The sequence below is a fragment of the Azospirillum formosense genome (genome assembly GCF_040500525.1).
In the GTDB taxonomy this organism is placed as follows: domain Bacteria; phylum Pseudomonadota; class Alphaproteobacteria; order Azospirillales; family Azospirillaceae; genus Azospirillum; species Azospirillum formosense_A.
Genome location: NZ_CP159403.1, coordinates 1,170,905 through 1,197,000 on the forward strand (window position 1 = coordinate 1,170,905; position 26,096 = coordinate 1,197,000).

Consider the following 26,096-nt stretch of genomic DNA (forward strand, 5'->3'; position numbering starts at 1 on the left):
ATCGGACCGATGGAACCGAGCTGGTCCCCGTCTCCCGGGACCAGCTCGAGGATCGGATCGATTTCCGCACCGTTGCAAACTCTGCGACGGAACCGCCTGAGCCACCTTGCCTCGGCAAACTCCCGCGGCGGCGCCCGTCCGGTCGCCTGGGAAAGCACTTCACCGCCCCTCACAACGCGCACGGGTTGTTACGAAAGATTTCGACGAGGAAGCATTGTTTCCCCGGTGAAACTCAAAGATTGTCTTATGTAAGATATCATCAATTGCAAGTAAGCCTTCTTTGACCCTACTCTCCGCGGACCGACTGTGGGTTCGGGCAGGTGATTGGTCGAAGGAGTGCGGCGCCGTGAAGGCAGGCTTGTTGAAGAGCGGGGCGGCCCGGCTGGGCGGGGCGCTCCTGGTCGCGGCGACGGTTCTGGCGGGCGGCGCATCGCCGCGGGGGGCCGAGGCGGCATCGACGCTGGTCTTCTGTTCGGAAGGCAACCCGGACAATCTGGCCCCGGCGCTGGCCCGCACCAACACCAGCTTCGACGCGATCCTGCACGCCTACGACACGCTGGTGCGGTTCGATCCGGAATCGAAGAGCATCGTGCCGGCGCTGGCGGAATCCTGGACCATCTCGCCGGACGGGACCGTCTACACCTTCAAGCTGCGGCCCGGTGTGCGCTTCCACGACACGCCCGACTACACGCCGACGCGCGCGCTGACCTCCGCCGACGTGCTGTTCAGCTTCTTCCGGCAATGGCGCAAGGACCACCCGTACCATTCGGTCGGAAACGGGGCCTACAACTACTTCAACGACCTCTCCATGGGGTCGATCCTGACGTCGATCGAGGCGGTGGACGACCTGACGGTGCGCTTCACCCTCAACCGGCCGCAGGCGCCCTTCCTGGCCAACCTGTCGATGGTCTTCGCCGCCATCACCTCGGCGGAATACGCCGACACCATGGCCAAGCGCGGCACGCCGGAGCTGTTCGACCTGGAGCCGGTGGGGACCGGCGCCTTCCAGCTGCTCTCCTACCAGAAGGACAATCTGCTCCAGTACAAGGCGTTCGAGGGGCACTGGGCCGGTCGCCCGCCGCTGGACAATCTGGTCTTCGCCATCACGCCCAACGCCACGGTCCGGCTGAACCGGCTGCAGGCCGGCGAATGCCACGTCATGCCCTACCCCAACCTGACCGACCTGCCGAAGATCCGGAACAGCCCGTCGCTGACCCTGATGCGGCAGGAGGGCTACAACGTCGCCTTCCTCACCTTCAACGTGGAGCGGAAGCCGCTGGACGACGTGCGGGTGCGCCGGGCGCTCAGCATGGCCATCGACAAGGACACGCTGGTGGACGCGCTCTACGGCGACACCGGCCGCACGGCGAAGAATCCGTTGCCGCCGACGAGCTGGGGCTACAACGACGCCATCGCGGACATCCCCTACGACCCCAAGGGCGCGAGCCAGCTCCTGGCCGAGGCCGGCTACGCCAATGGGTTCGAGATCGAGCTGTGGCACATGCCGGTGGCCCGGCCCTACATGCCCGCCGGCAAGCGGGCGGCGGAAATGATGGCCAACGACCTCGCCCAAGTCGGCGTCAAGGCGACCCTGGTGACCGACGACTGGTCGATCTACATGAAGCGGTTGATGAACGGCGACCACCAGCTGGGCATGATCGGCTGGACCGGCGACAACAGCGACCCAGACAATTTCCTCTACACGCTGCTGAGCTGCGAGGGAGCCCGCAAGGGCGGCGGCAACATGGGCAAATGGTGCGATCGCTCCTTCGACGACGTCATCGTCGAGGCCAAGCAAACCACCGACGTCGCCAAGCGCACCGCCCTGTACCATCGGGCGCAGGAGATCTTCAAGGATCAGGCGCCGTGGCTGCCGCTGGCCCACTCCATGGTGTTCATGGTGCTGCGCGAGGAGGTGACGGGCTATCGGATGAATCCCTTCGGCCTGCACCTGTTCCACCGCGTCGACCTGGCCCGGTGAGCGGCGCACGGTGATGGTCCGCACCAACATCGCCCAGCGGATCGCCGCGGTCGGCGGCATGCCGGTGCTGGTGGCCGCGGCCATCGCCATCGTCGCGTGGTTCCTGCTGCAGCAGTCCGACCGCGCCAACGGTTCGGTGGTGACCGCCGGCACGATCTACCGCGAACTGCTGGGGGCGGAGGCGGCGCGCTCCGACTATCTGAACACCGCGGCCAGCCGGCGGGCGGCGCAGGCCGTCCGTTTCGACGCCCACACCGGCGAGGCGCGCCGCCAGTTGGACGCTCTGGCCCGAAGCACCGAGGACGGTGCGCTGGAAAGCGCCGTCAGCGACACGCGGCGGATTCTGGACCGCTACACCACGCAGATGCGGGAACTGAAGGCGGTCACGGAGCAGAACGACGCCTTGATCGGCGCCATGGCCCAGCAGGCGGCCCGGCTGATCGACATCACCGACGCCGCCCGCGAGCGCCAGAACCTCGCCAACCTCGGCTATGCCGAAACGGTGGCGGATTCCGACCGCCGCCTGGGCCTGCACCGCGACGTGCTGGACAACGCCCGCAGCATCTACGCCGCGCTGGCCGGTCTGTGGCGGCACGAGGCGGCCCGGCTGTCCCGGGAGCACGGGCAGGCCCAAGGCGTCGGCGCCCCCGGCAACTCCGGCGCGCACGACACCGGCGTGCTGATGCTGCGCCTGGGCAACAGCGCGGAGGCTCTGGAGGACGCCCTGGAACGGGCCGCCGCCGCCGAGGGACGCGGTGGCCGGGGGCAGAAGCGCATCGTCGCGGCGGTTTCGCAGGTGTCCGGCGCGTTGATGGACGGCGGCGACATCCGGGACAGCGCGCAGGAGCTGGAAAAGCGCATCGACCAGATCCTCAACATCTACGGCACCGCCTACGCCGCCACGCTGAACGAGGTCACCGAACTCACCGCCCACGCCGTGTCGGCCAACGAGACCGAACAGCAGGCGCAAGGCGTGACCATCGCCGTGCTGAAGCTGGCGCACGCCACCGCCGACTCGGTGAGCCATCGGGACATCGGGGCGACCATCGCGCTGATCGCCGACGGCACGGCGGTGGAGGAGCAGATCGCGCGGATCGCGCTGCCGCCGCTGGTGCGCGGCGGCATGATGTCCGCCGTGGCGGGCTGGCGGGACAGCCTGGACAAGGTGCGCGAGGGGCTGAGCGTCCAGGACCTGATGATCGCCCGGATGGACGCGGACGCGAAGGAGATGGCCTCGGGAGCCAGCGCGCTGAACGACACGTTCCGCAGCAACGCCGAAACCATCGGAGCCTTCCTGCGCTCCGCCCTCGTGCTCGGGGCCACCGCCGGCCTGCTGCTGGCCATCGCCGGGGCCTTCTACGCCGCCCGCTCGATCACCCGCCCGCTCGATCGCCTGCAAAGGCAAATGGTCCATCTGGCCGGAAACCCGCTGACCGGCGCCATCGTGGACGCCGGTCGCCGGGACGAGGTCGGGGCGATGGCCCGCTCGGTGCAGCATTTCGTCACCGAGATCGCCCAGCGGGAAACCGCCCTGCGCGAGGCCAAGAACCAGGCGGAGGAGGCGACGCGGGCGAAATCCTCCTTCCTGGCGGTGATGAGCCACGAGATCCGCACGCCGATGAACGGTGTGACGGCGATGGCCGAGATGCTGGATCAGACCGACCTGACCGAGGAGCAGCACGGCATGCTGGGGGTCATCCGGTCGTCGGCCCAGGCGCTTCTCATCATCATCAACGACATCCTCGACTTCTCGAAGATCGAGGCGGGGAAGATGGAGATCGAATCCGTCCCCTTCTCCCCCCTGGAGGTGGTCGAGGAGTCGGCGGAGCTGGTGGCCGGGCGCATCGAGGAAAAGGGACTCCAGCTGTCCGTCGATGTCGGGCCCGGCGTTCCCGACCGGCTGACCGGCGACCCGACGCGCGTCAGGCAGATCCTCATCAACCTGATGGGCAACGCCGTCAAATTCACCGAGACGGGCAGCGTCGCCGTGACGGTCAGCGCCGAGCCGTGTTCCGCCACGGATGGCGCCCCGGATGGAGACGTGACGCTGCGCTTCGCCGTGACCGACAGCGGGATCGGCCTGACCGAGGAGCAGCGGGCCAAGCTGTTCCAGCCCTTCCAGCAGGCCGACAGCTCGACCTCGCGCCGCTTCGGCGGCACCGGGCTGGGGCTGACGATCTGCCACAAGCTGTGCACCATGATGGGGGGCGGCATCGGGGTGGACTCCGTGTTCGGCGAGGGCTCCACCTTCTGGTTCGAGCTGCCCTTCGCGGTGGCCGCCCCCTCTGCCGACTGCCCGCAGCCCTGGACGCCGGCGGCCCCGGCGGTGGCGGTGGACGACGCCCGCGTGGTGGCCGTCGGCTTCGACGGCGCCGGCCGCCAGGCGGTGGAGGGCATCCTTACCGCCGCCGGCATCACCCCGCTGGGCTGGTACGACCTGAGCGACGGCCTCGAGGCGGTGACCGGCATCCAGGCCGGTCCGGCGGCTTCCGCCTCGGGCGGCGAGGCCGGGCGTCTGGTGGTGCTGGTCAACGGCGGGGTTCAGTCCGAAACCGCCATCGCCTGCTGCCGCGCCATCGTGCAGTCCCCCGCCTTCGCCGACGGTCCGGTCCCTGCGGTCATCCTGGCCGTACCGCGGGCGCTGGCGTCCACCATGTCGGAAGCCGACCGCATCGGGCTGCTGTGCGCCGTCAATCTGCCCCTGCGGCGGCGGCGGGTCTGGCTGGCCATCGCGGCGGCGCTTGGGCGCGCCAGCCTGGAACGGCGGTCGGAGCCACGGGAGCATGACGCCACCGGCTGGGAACCGCCGCCCATCGAGACCGCCATCGCGGCCGGGACGCTGATCCTGGTGGCGGAGGACAACCCGATCAACCAGACGGTGATCCGCCGCATGCTGAACAAGCGCGGCTACGCCATCGAAATGGCCGACAACGGCGCCCGCGCGCTGGAGATGCTGCGGCCGGGCCGCTACGGCCTGCTGCTGACCGACTTCCACATGCCGGAGATGGACGGCTTCGGCCTGACCCACGCCGTCCGCGCCCGCGAACGGGAGGTGGCGGAGGCGCTGGGCGCCGGTGCCGTGACCCGGCTGCCCATCGTCGCCCTGACCGCCGACGCCCTGCCGGGCACGCAGCAGCGCTGTCTGGAGGCGGGCATGGACGGCTATCTGACCAAGCCCATCGAGTCCCGGCTGCTGGCCGAAACGCTGGACCGCTTCCTGCCGCAGGCCCGCTCGCTGCGCCTGCCGGCGCGCCGGACGCCCGCCAAGCCGGAGCCGGCGGCGGTTGACGCGCCGCCGGCTCCAAGCTGGGCGGACGCCGACATCGACCCGCAGATTTTCGACCTCGCCCAGCTCGGGCAGAATTTCGGCCGCGACGACCCGGACGCCATGGTCTTCCTCGGCGATTTCCTAAGCATGGCGCCGGGGCTGATCCAGGCCGCCGTGACGGCGCTGGAGGCCGGCGCCACCGGGGAGGCCCGCAACGCGGTCCACACGCTGAAGGGGGCGGCCCTGTCGATCGGAGCGGCCCGGCTGGGCCGGCTGGCCGCCGATACCCAGGATCTGCTGGATGCCGGGGACGCGGAAACCGCCGCGCTTCTCGCCAGCATGCTGGACGCCACCCTGGACGAACTGATCACCGCGACCGCCGCGATGCGGGCGTCGCACAGTCCCGCACCGGCGTCTTGAAACCGACGTCTTGAACAAGGGCAGCCCACCATGGCGGTAGATTACTCGAAGCTGAGCATCCTCATCGTCGAGGACGACAACTTCACCCGCGGCCTGATCCGCAAGGTGTTGAAGGAGATCGGCGTCCGCTCGATCCTGGAATCCTCGAACGGCAAGGATGGGCTGATGGAGGTGGTGCGCACGCGGCCAGACATCGTCTTCTGCGACATCCACATGGCGCCGATGAACGGCAAGCAGTTCCTGCAGGGCGTGCGGGGGATCAAGGTGAAGGACGTGGACAAGACGCCCGTGATCTTTCTGACCGGCGACTCCGATCTCAGCACCGTGCGCTTCGCCAAGGAGCACAACGTCAACGGCTATCTGGTGAAACCCATCAGCCTCGCCAAGCTGCGCGACAGCATCGACGCGGTGGTGTCCAGCAACGTCGGAATGACGCAATGGCTGACCTGAAACCGGCCTGAACGGCGGCCGGAACGCCACTCACCGTCGCGCCGTTTTGCGCAGCACGCATGGTCGGAAGACGCCGCCCCTACTCGTGGTCACCGGCTGGCGGCATGGAGACCACCATATCGACCCAAATGCTTCCGCCCGTGGTCATGTGGTCGTGCATGTGCCGTCGCGCAGCCTCGCCGTCCCCTTCCAGGATCGCTTTCACGAAGAGGTCGTGCTCCGTGTAGGACTTCAAAGGGCGCGCGGTGTGCTGGAACGGATACTGGCGGTAGATGCGCAAGCGGCCGCGGATGAGTTTCGCCTGATGCTCCAGATGCTCGTTCCGGCTTCCGGCGTAGATCAGCTCATGCAGTTCGCGATTGAGATTGTCGTAGGCTTCGATGTCGCTGGCCTCGGCGGCGGCACGGCTCGCCTCGTGCACTTCCAGAAGACGCTTGCGCCCGGCGATCCCCATGCGGCGGGCGGCGAGGCTGGCGGCCAGGGATTCCAGTTCGACCAGAACCTCCATCATGCCGACGAGTTGCTTGGCGGACATGCGCAACACGGAGGCGCCCGCCCCCGGCTTTATCGTGACCAGGCCGCTCGAGCCGAGTTGGGACAGCACCTCGCGCACCGGCGTCCGTGACACGCCGAACCGTTCGGCCAAAGCTCGTTCGTCCAGGCGCTCGCCGGGCGCGATGATCCCGCCCAGAATTTCCTGTTCGAGCACCTGCCGCATTTCCATTACGCGGCTTGGCTTTTCCGCCTGCATGGCCTGATCCGTTGGCAAATCGGGATTGGGCAACATTATCGCGCCCGCCGGTCGGCGTCAATGCGATGGTATGCCAAAACATGATTTTGGTCGACCGGACAGCGCCGAGATCGGGGAATCGAGCCGGCACGGATTGCAGCGCGCTGTAGACAGTCGAGGTTTTTGGCGCCCCGCGCCGCGCGACGCAGCAAGCGGAAACCGCCATGATACCGCCACCACCCATTGCGGGAGCAGCGAACCATAGGCGCTCCAAACTTTCCGTATTGCATTCCATTGCGGCATTCTGGTATGCATAACGTCGCTCATGGTTCTTCAGGAAAACAAAGACGGTGTCCATAAGGCCGCGCCGTCGCCAATGACGGCGCCTGGGAGGAAACAATGAACGGGACGCCACGGGGTCGACCGGACGGGCCGGCGACAGCCCCCCAACTGACCGTGACCGGCGCGGTGGGCACCATCCGGCTCAACCGCCCGCTTCAGCACAATCGCATCGACGCGGCGGACATCGCCATTCTGCAGGAAAAAATCGCGGACGCCGAAGCGAACCCGTCGGTTCGAGCGCTGGTGCTGACCGCGACGGGGCCGAGCTTCTCGTCCGGATACGACCTGAGCGCCGCCCAGTCGTCCCAGCGCGGCGGGGCCGACGGCAACGACGGGGAGAACGCCTTCGCGCGGTTGTGCGATCGCGTGGAAGCGGTCCGCGTCCCGACGATCTGCGCCCTCAACGGCAGCGTCTATGGCGGCTCCACCGATCTGGCGCTCGCCTGCGACTTCCGCATCGGGGTGACGGGCATGCGCATGCGCATGCCGGCCGGGCAGCTTGGCATACACTTCTACCCCAGCGGACTCCGCCGCTACGTGTCGCGGCTTGGCCTCAACGCGGCCAAGCGCTTGTTTCTCACGGCGGAAACGATCAGTGGCGACGACCTGCTGAGCATCGGCTTCCTGGACCGCATGGTCGATCCCGACGACCTCCAGGCCGCCGTGGACGAACTGGCCGGACGCATCACGGCGTGCGCGCCCCAGGCCATCGCCGGCATGAAACGCGCGCTCAACGACCTCGCCCGCGGCGAACTGGACGACCAAGCGGCGGAGGCGGCCTTCACCGCGAGCCTGCGGTCGGACGAGTTCGCCAGCGCCCTGAAGGTTTGGTCGCAGCGCCGGGCGTCCTGACCGCCCACGCCCATTCCCCCGCCCCCGGCGCGCGCCGGATCGGCACCCGGTTCCATTCGAAAAGAGACCGTCCATGACCGAGCAGAACCTGGTTCTGAACACGAACCCCCATGCCCTCGCGCGTGAGCTGTCGGGTTCGCTGCTGATCGGCGGCGAACTGCGGCCGGCGGCCACAGGGAAGACCTTCGATGTCGTGAATCCGGCGACGGGCGATGTGGTCGCCACGGCGGCGGAGGGTGGCGAGCGGGACGTCGACGACGCCGTCCGCGCGGCGGCCGCGGCGCAAGGCGCCTGGGCTCGACTGCCGGCGCGCGAGCGGGGCCGGCTGCTGGTCGAATGCGGGCGCCGCCTCGTCGCCCATGCCGAGGAGATCGGGCGCCTGCTCGCCCTGGAGACGGGCAAAGCCATCCGCACCGAAAGCCGGGTCGAGGCCTCGCTGGTGGCGGACACGCTGAGCTTCTACGGCGGGCTCGCGTCGGAACTGAAGGGCGAAACCGTGCCCTTCCACCCGACGATGCTGACCTTTACCCAGCGCGAACCGATCGGCGTCGTCGGCGCGATCATTCCGTGGAACGTGCCGCTGTACCTGATGGCGCTCAAGATCGCGCCCGCGCTGGTCGCCGGCAACGCGGTCATCGTCAAATCCGCCGAGGAGGCGCCCCTCGCGGCCCTGCGCGTCATCCAGGTCATGAACCAGCTGCTGCCGGCGGGCGTTCTCAACATCCTGTCGGGTGACGGTCCCGGATGCGGCGCGCCCCTGGTCAGCCATCCGGGGGTCGGCAAGGTGACCTTCACCGGCTCGGTGGAGACGGGGAAGATCATTTCGCATCTGGCGGCCGACAAGCTGATTCCCGTCACCCTCGAACTGGGCGGCAAAAGCCCGATGATCGTGATGGGCGACGCCGACCTCGACAAGGCCATCGACGGCGCCGTGGCGGGCATGCGCTTCACGCGGCAAGGCCAGAGCTGCACCGCCTCCTCGCGCATCTTCGTCCACGAGAGCCTTCACGACGCCTTCATCGACAAACTGAAGGCGAAGGTCGACGCCATGACCATGGGCGACCCGCTGGACGAGGCGACGGACATCGGCACCATCATCTCGCCGCAGCAATTCGACCGGGTGCAGTCCTACATCGCGCTCGGCGAGGCGGCGGCGGGCGCGGTGGCGCACCGTTGCTCGGCCCTGCCGACCGACGAGCGGCTGGCGCGCGGCCTGTTCGTGCAGCCCGTCCTCTTCACCGGCCTTTCCAACGATCACCGGCTGGCCCGCGAGGAAATCTTCGGACCGGTCACCTGCGTGATCGCCTTCCGCGACTACGAGGACGCGTTGGCGATGGCCAACGACAGCGATTTCGGCCTCGCCGCGACCATCTGGACGCGCGACCTTCGCACCGCTCTCGACGCGACCCGGCGGCTCCAGGCCGGCTTCGTGCAGGTCAACCAGAACCTCGTGGTTCAGCCGGGCTTGTCCTACGGCGGCTTCAAGCAGTCCGGCCTCGGAAAGGAGGCATCCCTCGAAGCGATGCTCGATCACTTCACGCACAAGAAGACGGTCATCATCAACATGAACTGAGCAAGAATTTACCAAAAAAGGGAGGAAACACGAATGCGCACGTCCTTTATCGCCGCCCTTCTGGCCACGACGACTCTGGCGGCCGGAGCGGCCCAGGCCGCCGACGTCATCCGGATCGGCGTTCTGAACGACCAGTCTGGCCTGTACAGCGAATTCGGCGGCGCCGGTTCGGTCGAGGCGGCGCGGCTGGCCGTGGAGGATTTCGGCGGCCAAGTTCTGGGCAAGAAGATCGAGATCCTGTCGGCGGACCACCAGAACAAGCCCGACATCGGGCTGGCGAAGGCCCGCGAATGGTTCGACACCCAGGGCGTCCACGCCATCGCCGACCTGACCAACTCGGCCATCGCCCTCGGGGTCCAGAACCTCGCCCGCGAACGCGGGAAGATCACCCTGGCCACCGGTCCGGGGACGACGCGCCTCACCAACGAAGACTGCTCTCCCAACGGCTTCCACTGGATGTGGGACACCTATTCCCAGGCGGTCGGAACCGCCCGCGCCGTCGTCCAGGACGGCGGCAAGGACTGGTTCATGCTGACCGCCGACTATGCCTTCGGTCATCAGATGGCCGCCGACATCGACAAGACGGTCAAGGAGAACGGCGGCAAGGTGCTGGGGCAGGTCAGGCACCCGCTCGGCAACAGCGATTTCTCGTCCTTCCTTCTCCAGGCGCAGGCGTCCAAGGCCGCGATCATCGGACTCGCCAACGGCGGGACGGACACCACCAACGCGGTCAAGCAGGCGGCGGAGTTCGGCATCACCAGCAGCGGCCAGAAGCTCGTCGGTCTGGCCGTCCTGATCAGCGACGTGCACGCGCTCGGCCTTGAAAACGCCAAGGGGCTGATCGCGACCACGGCCTACTACTGGGATCGCGACGAGGGCAGCCGCAAGCTGGGCGAGCGCTTCGAGGCGCGCATGAAGCGCAAGCCCAACATGGTCCAGGCCGGCGTGTACTCGGCGGTGACGCATTACCTGAAGGCGATGCAGGTGGCCGGCACCGACGACGGCACCGTGGTCGCCGCCAAGATGCGGGACCTTCCCGTCGACGATCTCATCACCAAGGGCGGCAAGGTCCGCGAGGACGGCCGGGTCATTCGTGACATGTACCTGATCGAGGTCAAGACTCCGGCCGAGTCCAAGGGACCCTGGGACTACTACAAGGTCCAGCGCACCATCCCCGGCGATCAGGCGGCAATTCCCCTGAGCGAAAGCAAATGCTCCCTGGTCAAGAAGTGACCCACTGAGAGACTCTTCCGGAGAAAAATCATGGCGCGGATTGCCTTCATCGGACTCGGCAACATGGGCCGTCCCATGTGCGAAAACCTGACCAAGGCCGGGCATGACGTCGTGGGGTACGACGTGGTGGCCGCGGCGCGCGACGCCTACGCCGCCGCCGGTGGCCGCGTGGCCGACACGCTGGCCGAAGCGCTGGACGAGGCCGACACCGTCATCAGCATGATCCCGACGGGAAAGCATGTTCGCGCCGCCTACGAGGGCGAGGGCGGCGTGCTGGCGCTTGCCCGTCCGGGCACGATGCTGATCGACTGCTCCACCATCGACGTGGAGAGCGCGCGGGCGGTCAGCAAGGCGGCGGCCGAGGCCGGTCTGGTCATGGTCGACGCCCCGGTGTCCGGCGCCGTCCCGGCGGCCCAGGCGGGAACCCTGACCTTCATGGTCGGCGGCACCGCCGAGGGCTTCGAGCGCGCCCGCCCGGTGCTGGCCGCCATGGGTCCCAAAATCTTCCACGTCGGCGCGTCCGGAAACGGCGTGGCCCTGAAGATCTGCAACAACATGATGGCGGGCATGAGCATGGTCGCCATCAGCGAGGTGCTCGCCCTGGCCGAGAAGCTCGGGCTCGACCACCAGACGGTCTACGACGTCATGACCGTGTCCTCGGGCAACTGCTGGGCCTTGCAGAGCTACTGCCCGGTTCCGGGGCCGGTGCCGGCATCGCCGGCCAACCGCGGCTACCAGCCGGGCTTCGCGGCGGCGATGATGCTGAAGGACATGCGCCTGTCCCAGGACGCGGCCGCCACCAGCGGCGCCGCAACGCCGCTCGCCGGCAGCGCCGCCGCTCTCTACCAGATGCTTGTGGAGCACGGTCACGGGAACAAGGATTTCAGCGCCGTCTTCGCCCTGATCACCGGACGGCTGACATCGGCGTGAAAGGGAAACCGAGCATGGTTCATGCGATCCGCGTCCACCAGCCCGGTGGTCCCGAAGCCCTGGTCTGGGAGGAGGTGGCCGTGCCGCCGCCCGGCCCGGGGGAGGCCCTGGTCCGCCACACGGCGATCGGCGTCAACCTCATCGACACCTATCACCGCTCGGCCCTCTCCGGGCAGTACGCGATCCCGCGCCCGGCCGTGCTGGGCGTGGAGGGCGCCGGCGTCGTCGAAGCGGTCGGCCCCGGCGTCACCGATGTGGCGCCCGGCGACCGCGTCGCCTACTGGATGCTGCTCGGCGCCTACGCCGAACGGCGCATCGTTCCCGCGCACCGTTTGGTGAAACTGCCGGACACGGTGTCGGACGAGGTGGCTGCCGCCGCGATGGTCAAGGGAACGACGGCGCAGTATCTGCTGCATCGCGTCCATCCGGTGAAGGCGGGGGAAACCCTTCTGGTGCACGCCGCGGCGGGCGGCGTCGGCCAGATGCTGTGCCAGTGGGCGCACGCTCTGGGCGCGACGGTGATCGGCACCGTCGGCTCGCCGGAAAAGGCGGCCGTCGCCAATGGCGCCGGCTGCGATCACGTCATCCTCTACCGCGAGGAAGACTTCGCCGCGCGCGTCCGCGACATCACCGACGGTCGCGGTGTCGACGTGGTCTACGATTCCGTCGGGCAGGACACCTTCATGGCGTCGCTGGACTGTCTGAAGCCCTTCGGCCTCATGGTCAGCTTCGGGCAGGCGAGCGGCCCGGTGGCGCCCTTGGACATCAGCGTGTTGGCGCAAAAGGGCTCGATCTTCCTCGCCAAGCCGACGCTGGCCACGGTCACTCGCAGCCGCGACGACATCGAGACTTTGGCCGGCGGGCTGTTCGAGGCCCTGGCCTCGGGCCGGGTTCAGGCCGGCATCGCCCATCGGGCGCCGCTCACCGACGCCGCATCGGTGCACCGCGACCTGGAAGCCCGCCGCACGACGGGATCGATCGTGCTCATTCCCTGAAGCGAATCGTCCTCCGCCTCGGAATCACATGGCCCGCATCGCGGCGACAGGAACACCGGAATGACGGACAACCTTTACAGCCTGCTTTTGAAGCCCGGAGCGCCGTCCGATACGCGGGCGGCCCTGCGAACCGACACGGGGCGGACATGGACGTACGCGGACCTGCGGCGGGACGCCGGACGCATGGCGCGCGTCCTCCACGAGGCCGGCGTCGCTCCGGGGAACCGGGTCGCCGTGCAGGTGGCGAAGTCGCCCGAGGCGGTGTGCCTCTATCTCGCCGTCCTGCAGCTCGGGGCGATCCACCTGCCGCTCAACACGGCCTACACGCTGGCCGAACTGCGTTACTTCCTCGACGACGCGGACCCCACGGTGTTCGTCGGGCAGACTCCGGTCGTGGGCGATCTGGCGCCACCGGCCGGATGCGAAACCTTCACGCTCGACCCGGACGGCGAAGGAACGCTGACGGCGGCGTGCCGCGGACGGCCGCCCTGGGAGCGCGTCGCCGAGGTCGGCCGGGACGAGGTGGCGGCGATCCTCTACACCTCGGGAACGACGGGGCGCCCCAAGGGCGCCATGATCTCCCACGGCAATCTGGCCTTTGGCACCCGCACGCTGAACGCGCTTTGGGACATCTCCGAAGCCGATGTCCTGTTGCACGCCCTGCCCATTTTCCACGCGCACGGCCTGTTCATCGCCTTGAACTCGATGCTGTATGCGGGCGCGTCCTCTGTTTTCCTTACCAAATTCACGGCCGACGCCGTGATCGAGCATCTGCCGCGCAGCACCGTGTTCATGGGGGTCCCGACGCTCTACACGCGCCTCCTTGCCGACCCGCGGCTCACCCGGGAGCGGTGCGGGTCCATGCGCCTGTTCACCTGCGGCTCGGCGCCTCTGTCGCAGGACATCTTCGAGGCGTTCGAGGAGCGCACGGGCCATCGGATTCTTGAACGCTACGGCATGACGGAAACCACGATCATCGCCTCCAACCCCCTCGACGGCGAGCGCCTGCCCGGCACGGTCGGCTACCCGTTGCCGGGGCTGGAGGTTCGGGTCGTGGACGCCGCCGGACAGCCACAGCCCGCGGGCGCGGTCGGCGGTCTCGAACTGCGCGGCCCGAACGTGTTCAAGGGTTACTGGCGGATGCCGGAGAAAACGGCGGCGGAGTTCCGGCCGGACGGCTTCTTCATGACGGGGGATCTGGCGCGCGCCGCCCCGGATGGCCGCCTTACGCTGGTCAGCCGCACGAAGGAGATTATCATTTCCGGCGGCTACAACGTCTACCCGCGCGAGGTCGAGATCGTGCTCAACCGCATCGAGGGGGTGGGCGAGAGCGCGGTCTTCGGCGTTCCACACCCCGATTTCGGCGAGGGAGTGGTGGCCGCCGTCGAACGCCAACCGGGCTGCGTGTCGCTCGATCCGGCCTCCATCCTTGCACGGGCGGCGCGCGAACTTGCCGGATACAAGCTGCCCAAGGCCGTGATCGTCCAGGATTCCCTGCCCCGGAACGCCATGGGAAAGATCACGAAGAACGAACTCGGTTCGCTGCACAAGGACATCTTCAAGAAGCGGGACGCAACCGATTGAGCACCGTCGATGGCACGTCGGCGCCGGCGTGCCGCCGCTTCAGGACGGCGGAAGGGCCGTTCACCACGTCCGCTCAGTCCTTCACCGCCCCGATCAGGAACTCCTTGTTGCCCTCGGGGCCGGTGATCGGACTCTCGGTGATGTCCAGCACGCGCCACCCCGGCAGGGCGTCGAGCCAGCCGCGGATGCGGTCGCAGACCTCCCGGTGCAATTCCGGCTCGCGCACCACCCCGCCCTTCCCGACCCGGCCCTTGCCCACCTCGAACTGCGGCTTGATGAGGGCAACGAGGCGGGCGCCGGAGGCGGCCAGGGAAAGGGCGGCGGGAAGCACGACCTCCAGCCCGATGAAGCTGGCGTCGCACACCACGATGTCCACGGGATCGGGAATCTCGACGGTGGTCAGGTGGCGGGCGTTGGTCTTCTCCAGGACGACCACGCGCGGGTCGTTGCGCAGCTTCCAGGCCAGCTGCCCGTGCCCGACATCCACCGCGTAGACCTTGGCGGCGCCGCGGGTCAGCAGCACGTCCGTGAAGCCGCCGGTCGAGGCGCCGACGTCCACGGCGGTCAGGCCGGTGGGATCGATGCCGAAGACGTCCAGTCCCTTGACCAGCTTCAGCCCGCCGCGCGACACCCAGGGATGGTCCTGGCCCTTCACCGACAGCGGAGCGTCCTCGGCGATCGCGTCTCCGGCCTTGTCGATGCGCTTGGTGTCGGAATAGACCAGCCCGGCCAGGATCAGCGCCTGCGCCTTGGCCCGGCTTTCGGCCAGCCCGCGCTCCACCAGCGCCACATCCGCACGCACCCGCGCCATCTCAGACCTCCCCCGTCGACAAGGGTGGATGCATGGCGCAGGACGCGGCGTTCGGCAAGAGGCGATGAGCCGTCAATGGCGACGGAAGGTCAGAAAGGCAGGTCGAGGACGAAGCGCGTGCCGGGACCGTTCGGCTCGGCGCGCAGCTTTCCCTTCAACTGGCCGGCGAAGGCCCGCGCCACCTTCATGCCCAGCGAGTCGGCCCGAGCAACCTCGAAGCCCGGCGGCAGGCCGCGCCCATGGTCGGCGACGGTCAGGCGGCGTCCCCCTTCCTCGCGCGGCACGAGGCCGACCTCGATCTCCCCCGGGCTGCCCGCGGCGTAGGCGTATTTGGTGGCGTTGCCGACCAGCTCGTTGACGATGAGGGCGAGCGGGATCACGGTGTCCACCGGCAGCATCGCCTTCTCCACCGTTACGGCGATGCGGCGCTCCGGCCCGCCCACGGCGAAGTGGCTCTCCATCTCCCGGCAGGCGTCGTTCAGATAGGCTCCGAAATCGACGAGGCTGCCGCGTGCGGCGGCGTGGACGCGCTGGTGCGCCTGGGTCACCGTGCCGATGCGGCTGCACGCCTCCTGGAAGGCGCGGCGCATGTCCGGGTCCTTGGCCGACAGTGTCTGGAGCGTCAGCAGGCTGGACACGAGCTGGAGCGTGTTCTTGACCCGGTGGCTGACCTCCCGCGCATGGTGGTGGGCGGTCTCGGTCGATTCGGATTCGGCGGGACGCAGCGTGGCCAGCAGCGAGGGTCCACCGTCGAGCACGGCCAGATCCAGGGTCCAGGACACCTCGTCCGGACCGCTGATCCGCAGGCGGGCGCCCTCGCCGCTGCGCTGCGCCTCGGCGATGCGCTCGGCGGTGGCCTCCGGGAAGCGGTCCGCCAGCGGATGCCCTGTTTCCAAACCCAGGGCGCGCATGGTGGCGTTGGCGTAAAGACAACGGAAGGACGCGCCGTCGATCACCGCGGTGGGCGTCGATGACGACTCAACGATGGACCGGAACATCCCCGGACCATCCTGGGCCGAAGCGCCGTTTTCGTCGGATGCGCGCCCAGCACCCGCTGCAAACACCTGAGGCATGTTCGACAACACCCAGTCCCGCCGGATACGTTAATTATCTATTGTTTTCGAATTGTAAGACAGCGGTCCCATCCGCACCAGAGAAAGCGCCGCGCCCAACCTTAGGCTAATGGCATTAGCCCCTTCGTCCAGGTCGGACCCGGGGCCGGACGGCGACGCTTTTCCTACGGAATCAGGCCCGCACCGCCGCCGCCTCGATCCCCAGCGCCTGCAAGGCGGTGGCGACGATGTGGCGGGCGGCGAGACCGGCCTCCTCATACTGCTTGGCCGGGCTGTCATGGTCGAGGAAGCGGTCGGGCAGGACCATCGGGCGGATCTTCAGCCCGCCGTCCAGCAGCCCGGCCATCGCCAGATGCTGCAGCACGAAGCTGCCGAATCCGCCGACCGAGCCCTCCTCGATGGTGATCAGCACCTCATGCTCCAGCGCCAGACGGCGCACCAGCTCCTCGTCCAGAGGCTTGGCGAAGCGTGCGTCGGCCACCGTCGTCGACAGGCCGCGGGCGCCCAGCTCCGCCGCCGCCTTGCGCGCCTCGGCCAGACGCGTGCCGTAGCTGAGGATCGCCACCTTGGTGCCTTCCTGAAGGATGCGCCCCTTGCCGATGGGCAGGACCTCGCCGCGCTCCGGCAGTTCCAGCCCGACCCCCTCGCCGCGCGGGTAGCGCAGCGCCGAGGCGCGGTCGTCGATGGTGGCGCTGGTCGCCACCATGTGCATCAGCTCCAGCTCGTCCGCCGCCGCCATCAGCACGATGTCGGGCAGGCAGCCGAGATAGGCGACGTCGAAGGCCCCGGCGTGGGTCGCTCCGTCCGCCCCGACCAGACCGGCGCGGTCGAGCGCGAAGCGCACCGGCAGGCGCTGCAGCACCACGTCGTGCACCACCTGGTCGTAGGCGCGCTGAAGGAAGGTCGAATAGATCGCGCAGAAGGGCTTGAAGCCCTCCGTCGCCAGCCCGGCGGCAAAGGTCACGGCGTGCTGCTCGGCGATGCCGACGTCGAAGCAGCGGTCGGGAAAGCGCTGGCCGAACAGGTCGAGCCCGGTGCCCGACGGCATGGCCGCGGTGATTGCGAGGACGCCGGGGTCGCGCTCGGCCTCGGCGATCAGGGCGTTGGCGAAGACCCGGGTGTAGGTCGGGGCGTTGGACTTGGGCTTGGACTGGGCGCCGGTGACGACGTCGAACTTGGCCACCGCGTGCAGCTTGTCGGCCGAAGCCTCGGCGGGGCCGTAGCCCTTGCCCTTCTTGGTGACGACGTGGATCAGGACCGGCTTGTCGTCCTCGGCGTCGCGGACGTTCTGCAGGACCGGCAGAAGATGGTCCAGATTGTGCCCGTCGATCGGGCCGATGTAGTAGAAGCCCATCTCCTCGAACAGCGTGCCGCCCGTGACCATGCCGCGGGCGTATTCCTCCGCCCGGCGCGCCGCCGTGCGCAGCGGGCGCGGCAGCTGCTCCGCGATGTCCTTGGCCAGATGGCGCAGGCTGAGATAGGGCTTCGACGAGATCAGCCGCGACAGGTAGGCGCTCATCGCGCCCACGGGCGGGGCGATGGACATGTCGTTGTCGTTCAGGATGACGATCAGCTTGCTGTTCGCCGACCCGGCGTTGTTCATCGCCTCATAGGCCATGCCGGCGCTCATCGCGCCGTCGCCGATCACGGCGACCACATGGTTGTCCCGGCCCAGCTGGTCGCGCGCGACCGCCATGCCCAGCCCGGCCGAGATGGAGGTCGAGCTGTGGCCGGCGCCGAACGGATCGTACTCGCTCTCCGACCGGTTGGTGAAGCCCGACAGGCCGCCGCCGGTGCGCAGGGTGCGGATGCGGTCGCGGCGCCCGGTCAGGATCTTGTGCGGGTAGCACTGGTGCCCGACGTCCCAGATCAGCCGGTCGGCCGGGGTCTGGAACACGTAATGCAGGGCAACGGTCAGCTCGACCACCCCCAGCCCGGCGCCCAGATGACCGCCGGTCACCGACACCGCGCTGATGGTCTCCGTCCGCAGTTCGTCGGCCACCTGCCGGAGCTGTTCGGGCTTGAGCGCGCGCAGGTCGGCGGGCGTGCGGACGAGGTCGAGAAGCGGCGTCTTGTCGTTGAGGGTCACGTTTGAAACGTCCTCCGTTCAGGTCCGCCGCGCGACGACGAAGTCGGCGACCGCTTTGAGGATATCGGCGCGCCCGTCGAAGATCTCCAGGTGCGCCTTGGCCTGGACGGCCAGCATGGCGGCCTGCGAGCGGGCGCGGTCCCGTCCCAGGATGGACACGAAGGTCGACTTTCCGGCCTCCGCGTCGCGCCCGACCGACTTGCCGGTTTCCGCCTCCGTGCCTTCCACGTCCAGCAGGTCGTCGACGATCTGGAAGGCCAGCCCGAGGTCGTGGGCGTAGGCGCGCAGCGCGAGGCGCTGCGGCGGCGGGGCCTTGCCCAGGATGCCGCCGGCCTCGCAGGAGAAGGCGATCATGTCGCCGGTCTTCATGCGCTGGAGCCGCGTGGTGGTGCCGAGGTCGAAGGTCTCGTGCTCGGCGATCAGGTCGAGCATCTGGCCGCCGACCATGCCGTGCGGCCCGGCCGCCTTGGCCAGCGCCGCGACGAGCTGGCAGCGCACGTTCGGGTCCTCGTGGGTCGCCGGGTCGGCCAGCACCTCGAAGGCGTAGGTCAGCAGCCCGTCGCCGGCCAGGATCGCGGTCGCCTCGTCGAACTTGCGGTGCACGGTCGGCTGGCCGCGGCGCAGGTCGCCGTCGTCCATCGCCGGCAGGTCGTCGTGGACCAGCGAGTAGCTGTGGACGAACTCCACGGCCACGGCGACGCGCAGCGCGCAGTCCGGGTTGACGCCGAACAGCGCCGCGGAGTGGCGTACCAGGAAGGGCCGCAGCCGCTTGCCGCCGTTCAGGCAGCCGTAGCGCATCGCCTCCAGCACACGCGATTCGGGGAGATCGGTGGTCGGCAGGAGGTGCAGGATCGCACGCTCCACATCGGCGGCCATGTCGGCCATGGCTGTCTTGAGGTCGGTCTGCACGTCAGTCGATCCGGGCGGGTTCGGTGCCGAGGGTGCCGTCGGCGGCAACGGTGATGCGGTCGATCTTGGCCTGGGCCTCGCGCAGCTTCGCCTCGCAATGCCGCTTCAGCGCGGTGCCGCGCTCGTAGGAGGAGATCGCGTCGTCGAGCTTGCCGCGCCCGTCTTCGAGCTGGCGCACGATGCGCTCCAGCTCGGCCAGCGCGTCCTCGAAGCTGAGGGCGGCGATGTCGGGGGGAATGTGAGCAGCGTCAGCCATGATCCATCCGGCCAATGATCCATACGATGGGGTGCCCGCGATGGGACCGAAAACCGAAATTATGGCTCAGCCCCCAAATGCGCAAGGCCCGCGGCGGGCGTATCACGCTCTCACCACGGGCCTAGCCGGAAGAATCGGCCGGACGAATTGGAATGCTCAGCAATACATCAATTCGCGCACATGCGCCGCGGTGGCCGTGGCCAGGGCGCGCAGGTTGTAGCCGCCCTCCAGAACCGACACGATGCGCGCCCCGCAATGGGTGCGGGCCAGATCGCCCAGCTTGCGCGTCGCCCAGGCGAAGTCGTCGTCGGTCAGGTGGAGCCCGGCCAGCGGATCGCGCGAATGGGCGTCGAACCCGGCGGAGATGATCAGCAGGTCCGGTTTGAAATGGTCGATGGCCGGCAGGATGATGTGGGTCATCGCGTGCCGGAACTCCGGCGATCCGGACATGGCGGCGAGGGGCGCGTTGACGCAGTTGCCGTACTCGCCCTTCTCCCCGGCGTCGCCCGTGCCCGGATAGAGCGGCGACTGGTGGGTCGAGCAGTAGAGCAGGTCCGGGTCGCGCTGGAAGATGTCCTGCGTGCCGTTGCCGTGGTGGACGTCGAAATCCATCACCGCCACCCGCTGCAGCCCGTGCGCCGCCCGCGCGTGGTAGGCGCCGACCGCGGCGTTGTTGAACAGGCAGAAGCCCATGGCCTTTTCGTGCTCGGCGTGGTGCCCCGGAGGGCGCACGGCGCAGAAGGCGTTGCGCGAATGGCCCGTCGCCACCGCGTCGACCGCCGCGACCACCGCGCCGGCGGCGCGCAGCGCGGCCTCGCCCGAGCCGGGGGAAATCACCGTATCCGCGTCGATCCCCGCATGCTCAAGCTCCGGCACCAGGGCCAGGATGCGCTCGACATGCTCCCGCGGGTGCGCGCGGGACAGCTGCTCGAGTGTGGCGAGCGGCGCCTCCTGCCGTTCGAGCATGTAGAATTCTTCGGTCTCAAGCGCCGCCAGCACCGCGCGAAGCCGGTCGGCGCATTCCGGATGGCCCAGCCCTGTGTCGTGGTCCAGGCAGGCGGCGTGGGTGAACAGGGTGGTGAACATGCTTTTCTGTCTTTTTCGTTCGTGTTCGAGGCATTTCCCTGCACCCATTCTTCCCGGATCGCTAATGAAAGTACAGGATGATTGCGGGGCTTATCGTCACATCCCCCAACCGCCGCCCCCACCCCTTTTGCGCGGCGGGCGTGCAGGCGCGCCCGGTTTGCGCGGCGTCAGGCGCAGCGCTCGATTACGAAGCGGTAGACGCCCCCCTCCTCCACGCTGGAGGCCAGCCGGTTGCCGGTGGCTTCGCAGAAGGCGGCGAAATCCTTGGGTGCGCTGGGGTCGGTCGCCTCGACGGTCAGCGTCGATCCCGGCGGCACCGTCTTCAGCGCCTTGCGCGCGCGCAGCACCGGCAACGGGCATTGCAGCCCCTTGGCGTCGAGCGTCTGGTCGGCCATCGTTCCTTGCACTCCTTCGGTCACCGCCGCAACGGTTCGAGGCGGCGAGTCTAGAACGGCGGTGCGCGCGCCTTCAACCCGTTGAACGGTGCTTTCCCGGAACGGGGAACATTCTTTCGACTACGGGACATCCACGGGTAGACAGCGCGGTACACTCTTCCATATGATTGAACACGAACGATAAACGGCGGTGCTGCGGCGCAAGGGTTGGGCGCAACGGTTCGCTGTTGCTTGGCGCCGACAGAAACGGTCGTTTCATGAACATTGCCGATCTGCAGAGCAACGCACGGCGGGCCAGCACGCTGCTCAAAGCCATGAGCAACGAGCGCCGCCTGCTCATCCTGTGCCACCTGACCGAGGGCGAGAAGTCGGTCGGCGAGTTGGAGGAGCTGGTCGACCTCAGCCAGTCGGCCCTGTCCCAGCATCTGGCCCGCCTGCGCCGCGACAAGCTGGTGCGGACGCGGCGCGCCGCGCAGAACATCTATTACTCGCTAAACGGACACGAGGCTCAGACCATCATGGCGACTCTCCATGAGCTGTTCTGCACGCCCGTCACCCGCAAGAAGGACGAGGGGTCGCCCACCTCCGCCGAGGAAACGAGCAGCGCCCCGGCCTGAGCGCCGCCCTCTCCGCTTCAGGTCCTTCTTTTCAAGCTTGCCCGAGGAAGCGCCGCCCGAACAGCAGGACGGCCAGGGCCAGCACCAGCCAGCCCAGGATGAAGGCGCTGCCGCCGGTCGGGGCGGTCATGGCGAAGGGCAGCGGGCCGCTGGTGGCGGTCGCGTAGAGCGTTCCGCTGAAGAGCACAATTCCGGCCACGAACAACCAGCCCGACAGGCGCAGCGCCAAACGCGCCGGACCGTCGGCGGTGCGCAGCAGCGCGACCAGGCCGACCAGGGCCAGCGCGTGCCACATCTGGTACTGCCCGGCCAGGCGGAACAGCTCCTGCCCGCGCGAGTCGCCGGCCAGCCCGTGGCTGGCGTAGGCGCCGGCCCCCACCGCAACCGCACCGTTGAGGGCCGCGAAGGCCACCCAGAGCCGATCAACCAATCCCATCAGTCCTTCTCCACCCTGGCGTTCCCGCGCCCGCCCGTTCGCGGGTCGCGGGAAAAGTTCGATCTCGTAACCAACTGGCCCGTCGCTTGCTTGGTGTGGGCCTGCCGGCCATCTTATCCCCTCGGGAAACCGAGAGTCTGCGGCGGTCCGGCGCAAATTGAATTGCAAAATGCCAAAGGCTCGTCGTGAACCACACCATTCTGCATCGGCAGCCGGACGAGTCCCCCGACCCCGAACCGGCGCCGCGCGCCGTGACGGGCTCCCCGTCCTTGCGGCTGTCGCCCGCGGAGGACCGGTTGATCGCCTGGGCCATGGCGCACGGCGGCCGCCTTCTGGTGGTGGACGACAGCCCGACCAACCGGTTGCTGACCGCGGCGCTGATGCGCAAGGCCGGCTTCACCGTGGACACGGCGGACGGCGGGGCGGAGGCCGTCGCCACCGTCGCCGCGGTGGAAACGCCCTACGACGCCGTGCTGATGGACGTCGCCATGCCCGAGGTGGATGGCATCGCCGCGACCCGGGCGATCCGGGCGATGACCGGCCCCCGCGCCGGAGTGCCGATCATCGCGGTCACCGCCCACGGCTTCGCCGAGGACCGCGAACGCTGCGTGTCCGCCGGCATGAACGACTACGTGCCCAAGCCGGTCCGCCGTCCCGAGCTGCTGGCCGCACTGAAGCGCTGGCTGGAGCCGCGGGTTTCGGATGGCGGGGCTGTTAGAAGGACGAGCCTGGCTCCTTGAGAAACTCCGCCTCCTCGGGCGTCGTCACGCGGCCGAGGGCGGCGTTGCGGTGTGGAAAGCGGCCGAAGCGCGCGATGACCGCGCGGTGGCGTTCGGCGTAATCCACGACCTCCGGATCGCCGACCCGCTCCCGGAACAGGGTGCAGGACAACTCCTGGCAGTCCATATCCTCCTGATGCTCGAAGGGCAGATAGAGGAAGATCCGCTCGTCCTCGCTGCATTCCAGGTCATAGCCCTGCTCCACCACATGGCGGGCCACCGCCAGCGCCTTGCCGTCGGTCGCGAAGGCCCGCGGCGAACCGCGGAAGACGTTGCGCGGCACCTGGTCCAGCAGGACGCAGAGCGCCAGGCAGCCGTCCACATCCTCCAGCCAGTGATCGTAGCGGCCTGCCGCCGCCGCCTCGTGATGGGGAAGCAGCGTGTCGCGCACCGCCCGGTCGAAACTGTCGGACCGGCGGAACCAGTAGGGCTTCGTCGCCTCGTCGAACCAGAAATCCACGATCTCGTCGATCAGCCTGTCGGTCATCTGCACCACCTTCGCCTGGGAATGGGGTCGTCGGTAAAGGAACCTCGGCCACAAAAGAACAGGGCGCCCGAAGGCGCCCTGTCCAGTCCTCGATCATCCACACCGGGCCGTGACACGGCTCAGTGCAGGGTGCTCCACAGCTTGCGCTTGGTGGCGTACATCAGGCCGGCCAGCACGATCAGGAACAGGATCACCTTCACGCCCATCTGCTTGCGCGCATCCATGTGCGGCTCGGCGATGAAGGTCAGGAAGGTGCTGACGTCGTGGGCCTGCTGCTGCACCGTCGCCGGGGTGCCGTCGGCGTAGGTCACGCCGTCCGGCATCAGGATGTTGGGCATGCCCACCTGATGGCCCGGGAAGTACTTGTTGTAGTTCATGCCCGGCATCAGCGTCACGCCTTCCGGCGGGTTCTCCTCGAAGCCGGTCAGGAAGGCGTAGAGGTAGTCCTCGCCACCGACGCGGGCCTTCGCGATCAGCGACAGGTCCGGCGGCAGGGCGCCGTTGTTGGCGGCGCGGGCGGCGTTGTCGTTGGGGAACGGCGCCGGGAAGCGGTCGGCCGGGATGCCCGGACGCATGAACATCTCGCCCGCGTCGTTCGGACCGGCCTGGACCTCATAGCCGGCGGCGATCGCCTTCAGCTCGTCCTCGTTGAAGCCGATGCCGGCGAGCGTGCGGATCGGGACCAGCTTGGCCGAGTGGCAGGTCGAGCAGACTTCCTTGTAGATCTGGAAGCCGCGCTGCGCCGAGGCCTTGTCGATGGTGCCGAACACGCCGCTGTGCGACCACTCCTGCTTGGGAATGTGCACCGCTTCCGACGCCTGCGCGGCGCCGGCCAGACCCAGGGCGACGGCCGCGGAGAGGATGGCAGACTTCAGAGAGCGCATTATGCCTTCTCCATGGGCTTGGCGTGGGCGCCGGCGGCAACGTGGCCACCGCCCTTCAGAACCGGTTCGCAGATGCTGGCGGGAAGCGGCAGCGGACGCTCCAGCTTGCCCAGCAGCGGCAGCAGGATCAGGAAGTGGAAGAAGTAGTAGGCCGTGCCGATGCGGGCGACCAGCAGCCACACGCCTTCTGCGGGCATCGCGCCGGCGTAGCCCAGGACCAGGGCGTCGATGGCCAGGATCCAGAAGAACTGGCGGTAGATCGGGCGGAACTTGCAGCTGCGCACCTTGGAAGTGTCGAGCCACGGCAGGGCCGCCAGCACCGCGATGGCGCCGAACATGGCGAGCACGCCGCCCAGCTTGTCCGGGATCGCGCGCAGGATCGCGTAGAACGGCAGGAAGTACCATTCCGGAACGATGTGCGCCGGGGTGACCAGCGGGTTGGCCGGGATGTAGTTGTCCGGGTGGCCGAGGTAGTTCGGGGCGAAGAAGACGAAGGCCGCGTAGAAGATCAGGAACACGACGACCGCGAAGCCGTCCTTGATCGTGACGTACGGGTTGAACGGCACGGTGTCCTGCGGGCCCTTGGCGTCGATGCCCAGCGGGTTGTTCGAGCCGGAGACGTGCAGGGCGGCGGTGTGGAGGATCACCAGGCCCAGCAGCACGAACGGCAGCAGGAAGTGCAGCGCGAAGAAGCGGTTCAGCGTCGGGTTGTCGACCGAGAAGCCGCCCCACAGCCAGGTCACGATCGGGTCGCCGACCAGCGGGAAGGCCGAGAACAGGTTCGTGATGACGGTGGCGCCCCAGAAGCTCATCTGGCCCCACGGCAGCACGTAGCCCATGAAGGCGGTAGCCATCATGGCCAGCAGGATCAGCACGCCGAGGATCCACAGGATCTCGCGCGGCGCCTTGTAGGAGCCGTAGTAGAGACCGCGGAACATGTGGATGTAGACGGCGATGAAGAACATCGACGCGCCGTTGGCGTGGACGTAGCGCAGCAGCCAGCCGTAGTTGACGTCGCGCATGATGCGCTCCACCGACTCGAAGGCGATGTGCGTGTTGGCCGCATACTGCATCGCCAGCACGAGGCCGGTGGCGATCATGATGACCAGCATGATGCCGGCGATGGCACCGAACGCCCACAGATAGTTGACGTTCCGGGGCATCGGATACTGGTTGTACTCATGGTCCAGCATCGTGAAGATCGGCAGGCGGCTGTCGATCCACTTCACGACGGGATTTTTGAACTGGGGGGCGTGAGCCTGAGCCATCTTGGGGTCTCCAGAACCTTAAGGGCCGCTTAGCCGAGCCGGACCGCGGTGTCGCTCGTGAAAGCGTACTGCGGAACGACGAGGTTGGCCGGGGCGGGACCCTTGCGGATGCGCCCTGCGGTGTCGTAGTGCGAGCCGTGGCACGGGCAGAACCAGCCGTCGTAGTCGCCGCGCGGATCGGTCGGCTTCTGGCCCAGCGGCACGCAGCCCAAGTGCGTGCAGATGCCGACGACGATCAGCCATTCCGGCTTCTTGACGCGGGTGTCGTCGGCGGCCGGGTCGCGCAGGTCGCCGAGGTTGACGGTGCGGGCCTCCTCGATCTCCTTCGCCGTGCGGTGGCGGACGAAGACCGGCTTGCCGCGCCAGGTGACGGTGATCGCCTGGCCTTCCTGGACCGGGGCCAGATCCACGTCGATCGAAGCCAGCGCGAGGGTGTCGGCGGCCGGGTTCATGCTGTCGATGAACGGCCAGACGGCCGAGGCGACACCAATGGCACCCACGGCACCGGTGGCGAGGTAGAGAAAATCACGGCGGGAAGCCCCCTCGCCGCCGGAGGCCGCGTGGCCACCCGTCCCGGGCGGATGCGTGGTCTGAGCCATAAGCGTTAATCTCCTCAAGGCATACGCGGCGCGCCGAAGCGCCCTATGA

General features: G+C 68.3%; 24 protein-coding genes. 11 read left to right on the plus strand and 13 right to left on the minus strand.

Going from position 1 to position 26,096, the window contains the following annotated elements; genetic code table 11:
- Positions 1-346 precede the first annotated feature (346 nt).
- Genes ABVN73_RS18500 through ABVN73_RS18510 form a run of 3 tightly spaced genes read left to right on the plus strand, consistent with a single transcriptional unit; the run spans position 347 to position 6,119 of the window.
- Positions 347-1,981, plus strand: a complete 1,635-nt coding sequence (locus tag ABVN73_RS18500; RefSeq protein WP_353859730.1) for an ABC transporter substrate-binding protein — start codon at positions 347-349, stop codon at positions 1,979-1,981.
- 13 nt (positions 1,982-1,994) lie between these two features.
- Entirely contained in the window at positions 1,995-5,669 is a 3,675-nt protein-coding gene (locus ABVN73_RS18505; protein ID WP_353859731.1) for an ATP-binding protein, read from the plus strand.
- Positions 5,670-5,699: 30 nt separating this feature from the next.
- Entirely contained in the window at positions 5,700-6,119 is a 420-nt protein-coding gene (locus ABVN73_RS18510; protein ID WP_353859732.1) for a response regulator, read from the plus strand.
- 79 nt (positions 6,120-6,198) lie between these two features.
- On the opposite strand, the gene ABVN73_RS18515 is transcribed toward ABVN73_RS18510, so the two are convergent.
- Positions 6,199-6,870 (minus strand): GntR family transcriptional regulator, encoded by a 672-nt coding sequence (locus ABVN73_RS18515; RefSeq protein WP_353859733.1) that lies wholly within the window; start codon positions 6,868-6,870, stop codon positions 6,199-6,201.
- Between the two features lie 378 nt (positions 6,871-7,248).
- On the opposite strand from ABVN73_RS18515, the gene ABVN73_RS18520 reads away from it, so the two are divergent.
- The 6 genes from ABVN73_RS18520 (at position 7,249) to ABVN73_RS18545 (ending at position 14,358) form a co-directional block, all read left to right on the plus strand.
- A complete protein-coding gene (locus tag ABVN73_RS18520) occupies positions 7,249-8,043 on the plus strand; it encodes an enoyl-CoA hydratase/isomerase family protein (protein ID WP_353859734.1) in 795 nt (264 codons plus the stop codon).
- Positions 8,044-8,116: 73 nt separating this feature from the next.
- Positions 8,117-9,616, plus strand: a complete 1,500-nt coding sequence (locus tag ABVN73_RS18525) for an aldehyde dehydrogenase family protein (protein ID WP_353859735.1) — start codon at positions 8,117-8,119, stop codon at positions 9,614-9,616.
- A 33-nt stretch (positions 9,617-9,649) separates the two neighbouring features.
- Positions 9,650-10,849 (plus strand): ABC transporter substrate-binding protein, encoded by a 1,200-nt coding sequence (locus tag ABVN73_RS18530; protein ID WP_353859736.1) that lies wholly within the window; start codon positions 9,650-9,652, stop codon positions 10,847-10,849.
- 30 nt (positions 10,850-10,879) lie between these two features.
- Positions 10,880-11,779, plus strand: coding sequence for a 3-hydroxyisobutyrate dehydrogenase (gene mmsB / locus ABVN73_RS18535; RefSeq protein WP_353859737.1), 900 nt, complete (start codon positions 10,880-10,882; stop codon positions 11,777-11,779).
- A 14-nt stretch (positions 11,780-11,793) separates the two neighbouring features.
- Positions 11,794-12,774, plus strand: a complete 981-nt coding sequence (locus tag ABVN73_RS18540) for a quinone oxidoreductase (RefSeq protein WP_353859738.1) — start codon at positions 11,794-11,796, stop codon at positions 12,772-12,774.
- Positions 12,775-12,834: 60 nt separating this feature from the next.
- Positions 12,835-14,358 carry an AMP-binding protein gene (locus ABVN73_RS18545; protein WP_353859739.1) on the plus strand — a complete coding sequence of 508 codons (1,524 nt, stop codon included), beginning with the start codon at positions 12,835-12,837 and terminating at the stop codon, positions 14,356-14,358.
- Positions 14,359-14,431: 73 nt separating this feature from the next.
- Here the strand turns inward: ABVN73_RS18545 and ABVN73_RS18550 are convergent, their stop codons facing one another.
- The 7 genes from ABVN73_RS18550 to ABVN73_RS18580 form a co-directional block, all read right to left on the minus strand.
- Positions 14,432-15,169 carry a TlyA family RNA methyltransferase gene (locus ABVN73_RS18550; protein ID WP_353859740.1) on the minus strand — a complete coding sequence of 246 codons (738 nt, stop codon included), beginning with the start codon at positions 15,167-15,169 and terminating at the stop codon, positions 14,432-14,434.
- 89 nt (positions 15,170-15,258) lie between these two features.
- Entirely contained in the window at positions 15,259-16,167 is a 909-nt protein-coding gene (locus ABVN73_RS18555; RefSeq protein ID WP_353859741.1) for a histidine kinase dimerization/phosphoacceptor domain -containing protein, read from the minus strand.
- A 247-nt stretch (positions 16,168-16,414) separates the two neighbouring features.
- Positions 16,415-18,331, minus strand: coding sequence for a 1-deoxy-D-xylulose-5-phosphate synthase (gene dxs / locus ABVN73_RS18560; protein ID WP_353859742.1), 1,917 nt, complete (start codon positions 18,329-18,331; stop codon positions 16,415-16,417).
- A gap of 18 nt (positions 18,332-18,349) precedes the next feature.
- Positions 18,350-19,216, minus strand: a complete 867-nt coding sequence (locus ABVN73_RS18565; RefSeq protein ID WP_353860823.1) for a polyprenyl synthetase family protein — start codon at positions 19,214-19,216, stop codon at positions 18,350-18,352.
- 25 nt (positions 19,217-19,241) lie between these two features.
- Positions 19,242-19,496 (minus strand): exodeoxyribonuclease VII small subunit, encoded by a 255-nt coding sequence (locus tag ABVN73_RS18570; RefSeq protein ID WP_040134280.1) that lies wholly within the window; start codon positions 19,494-19,496, stop codon positions 19,242-19,244.
- A gap of 156 nt (positions 19,497-19,652) precedes the next feature.
- Positions 19,653-20,582 (minus strand): histone deacetylase family protein, encoded by a 930-nt coding sequence (locus tag ABVN73_RS18575; protein ID WP_353859743.1) that lies wholly within the window; start codon positions 20,580-20,582, stop codon positions 19,653-19,655.
- A gap of 167 nt (positions 20,583-20,749) precedes the next feature.
- Positions 20,750-20,977, minus strand: coding sequence for a sulfurtransferase TusA family protein (locus ABVN73_RS18580; RefSeq protein ID WP_137105360.1), 228 nt, complete (start codon positions 20,975-20,977; stop codon positions 20,750-20,752).
- A 257-nt stretch (positions 20,978-21,234) separates the two neighbouring features.
- On the opposite strand from ABVN73_RS18580, the gene ABVN73_RS18585 reads away from it, so the two are divergent.
- Positions 21,235-21,594, plus strand: a complete 360-nt coding sequence (locus tag ABVN73_RS18585; RefSeq protein WP_353859744.1) for a metalloregulator ArsR/SmtB family transcription factor — start codon at positions 21,235-21,237, stop codon at positions 21,592-21,594.
- A 31-nt stretch (positions 21,595-21,625) separates the two neighbouring features.
- Here ABVN73_RS18585 and ABVN73_RS18590 read toward each other — a convergent pair whose 3' ends face one another.
- Complete coding sequence (locus ABVN73_RS18590) at positions 21,626-22,030, minus strand: DUF423 domain-containing protein (protein ID WP_353859745.1); 405 nt, start codon at positions 22,028-22,030, stop codon at positions 21,626-21,628.
- Positions 22,031-22,215: 185 nt separating this feature from the next.
- Here ABVN73_RS18590 and ABVN73_RS18595 point away from each other — a divergent pair, with 185 nt between their 5' ends.
- Positions 22,216-22,770 (plus strand): response regulator, encoded by a 555-nt coding sequence (locus ABVN73_RS18595; protein WP_353859746.1) that lies wholly within the window; start codon positions 22,216-22,218, stop codon positions 22,768-22,770.
- Here the strand turns inward: ABVN73_RS18595 and ABVN73_RS18600 are convergent.
- From ABVN73_RS18600 to petA, 4 genes are all read right to left on the minus strand, one after another.
- A complete protein-coding gene (locus tag ABVN73_RS18600; RefSeq protein ID WP_353859747.1) occupies positions 22,745-23,296 on the minus strand; it encodes a DUF924 family protein in 552 nt (183 codons plus the stop codon). The genes ABVN73_RS18595 and ABVN73_RS18600 overlap by 26 nt on opposite strands.
- Positions 23,297-23,415: 119 nt before the next feature.
- The gene (locus ABVN73_RS18605; protein WP_353859748.1) at positions 23,416-24,180 is read right to left on the minus strand and encodes a cytochrome c1; all 765 of its coding nucleotides are present in this window, start codon (positions 24,178-24,180) and stop codon (positions 23,416-23,418) included.
- Complete coding sequence (locus ABVN73_RS18610; RefSeq protein ID WP_353859749.1) at positions 24,180-25,448, minus strand: cytochrome b/b6; 1,269 nt, start codon at positions 25,446-25,448, stop codon at positions 24,180-24,182. The genes ABVN73_RS18605 and ABVN73_RS18610 overlap by 1 nt, the downstream gene beginning before the upstream one ends.
- 29 nt (positions 25,449-25,477) lie before the next feature.
- Entirely contained in the window at positions 25,478-26,047 is a 570-nt protein-coding gene (petA, locus tag ABVN73_RS18615) for a ubiquinol-cytochrome c reductase iron-sulfur subunit (protein ID WP_114860465.1), read from the minus strand.
- Positions 26,048-26,096 lie beyond the last annotated feature (49 nt).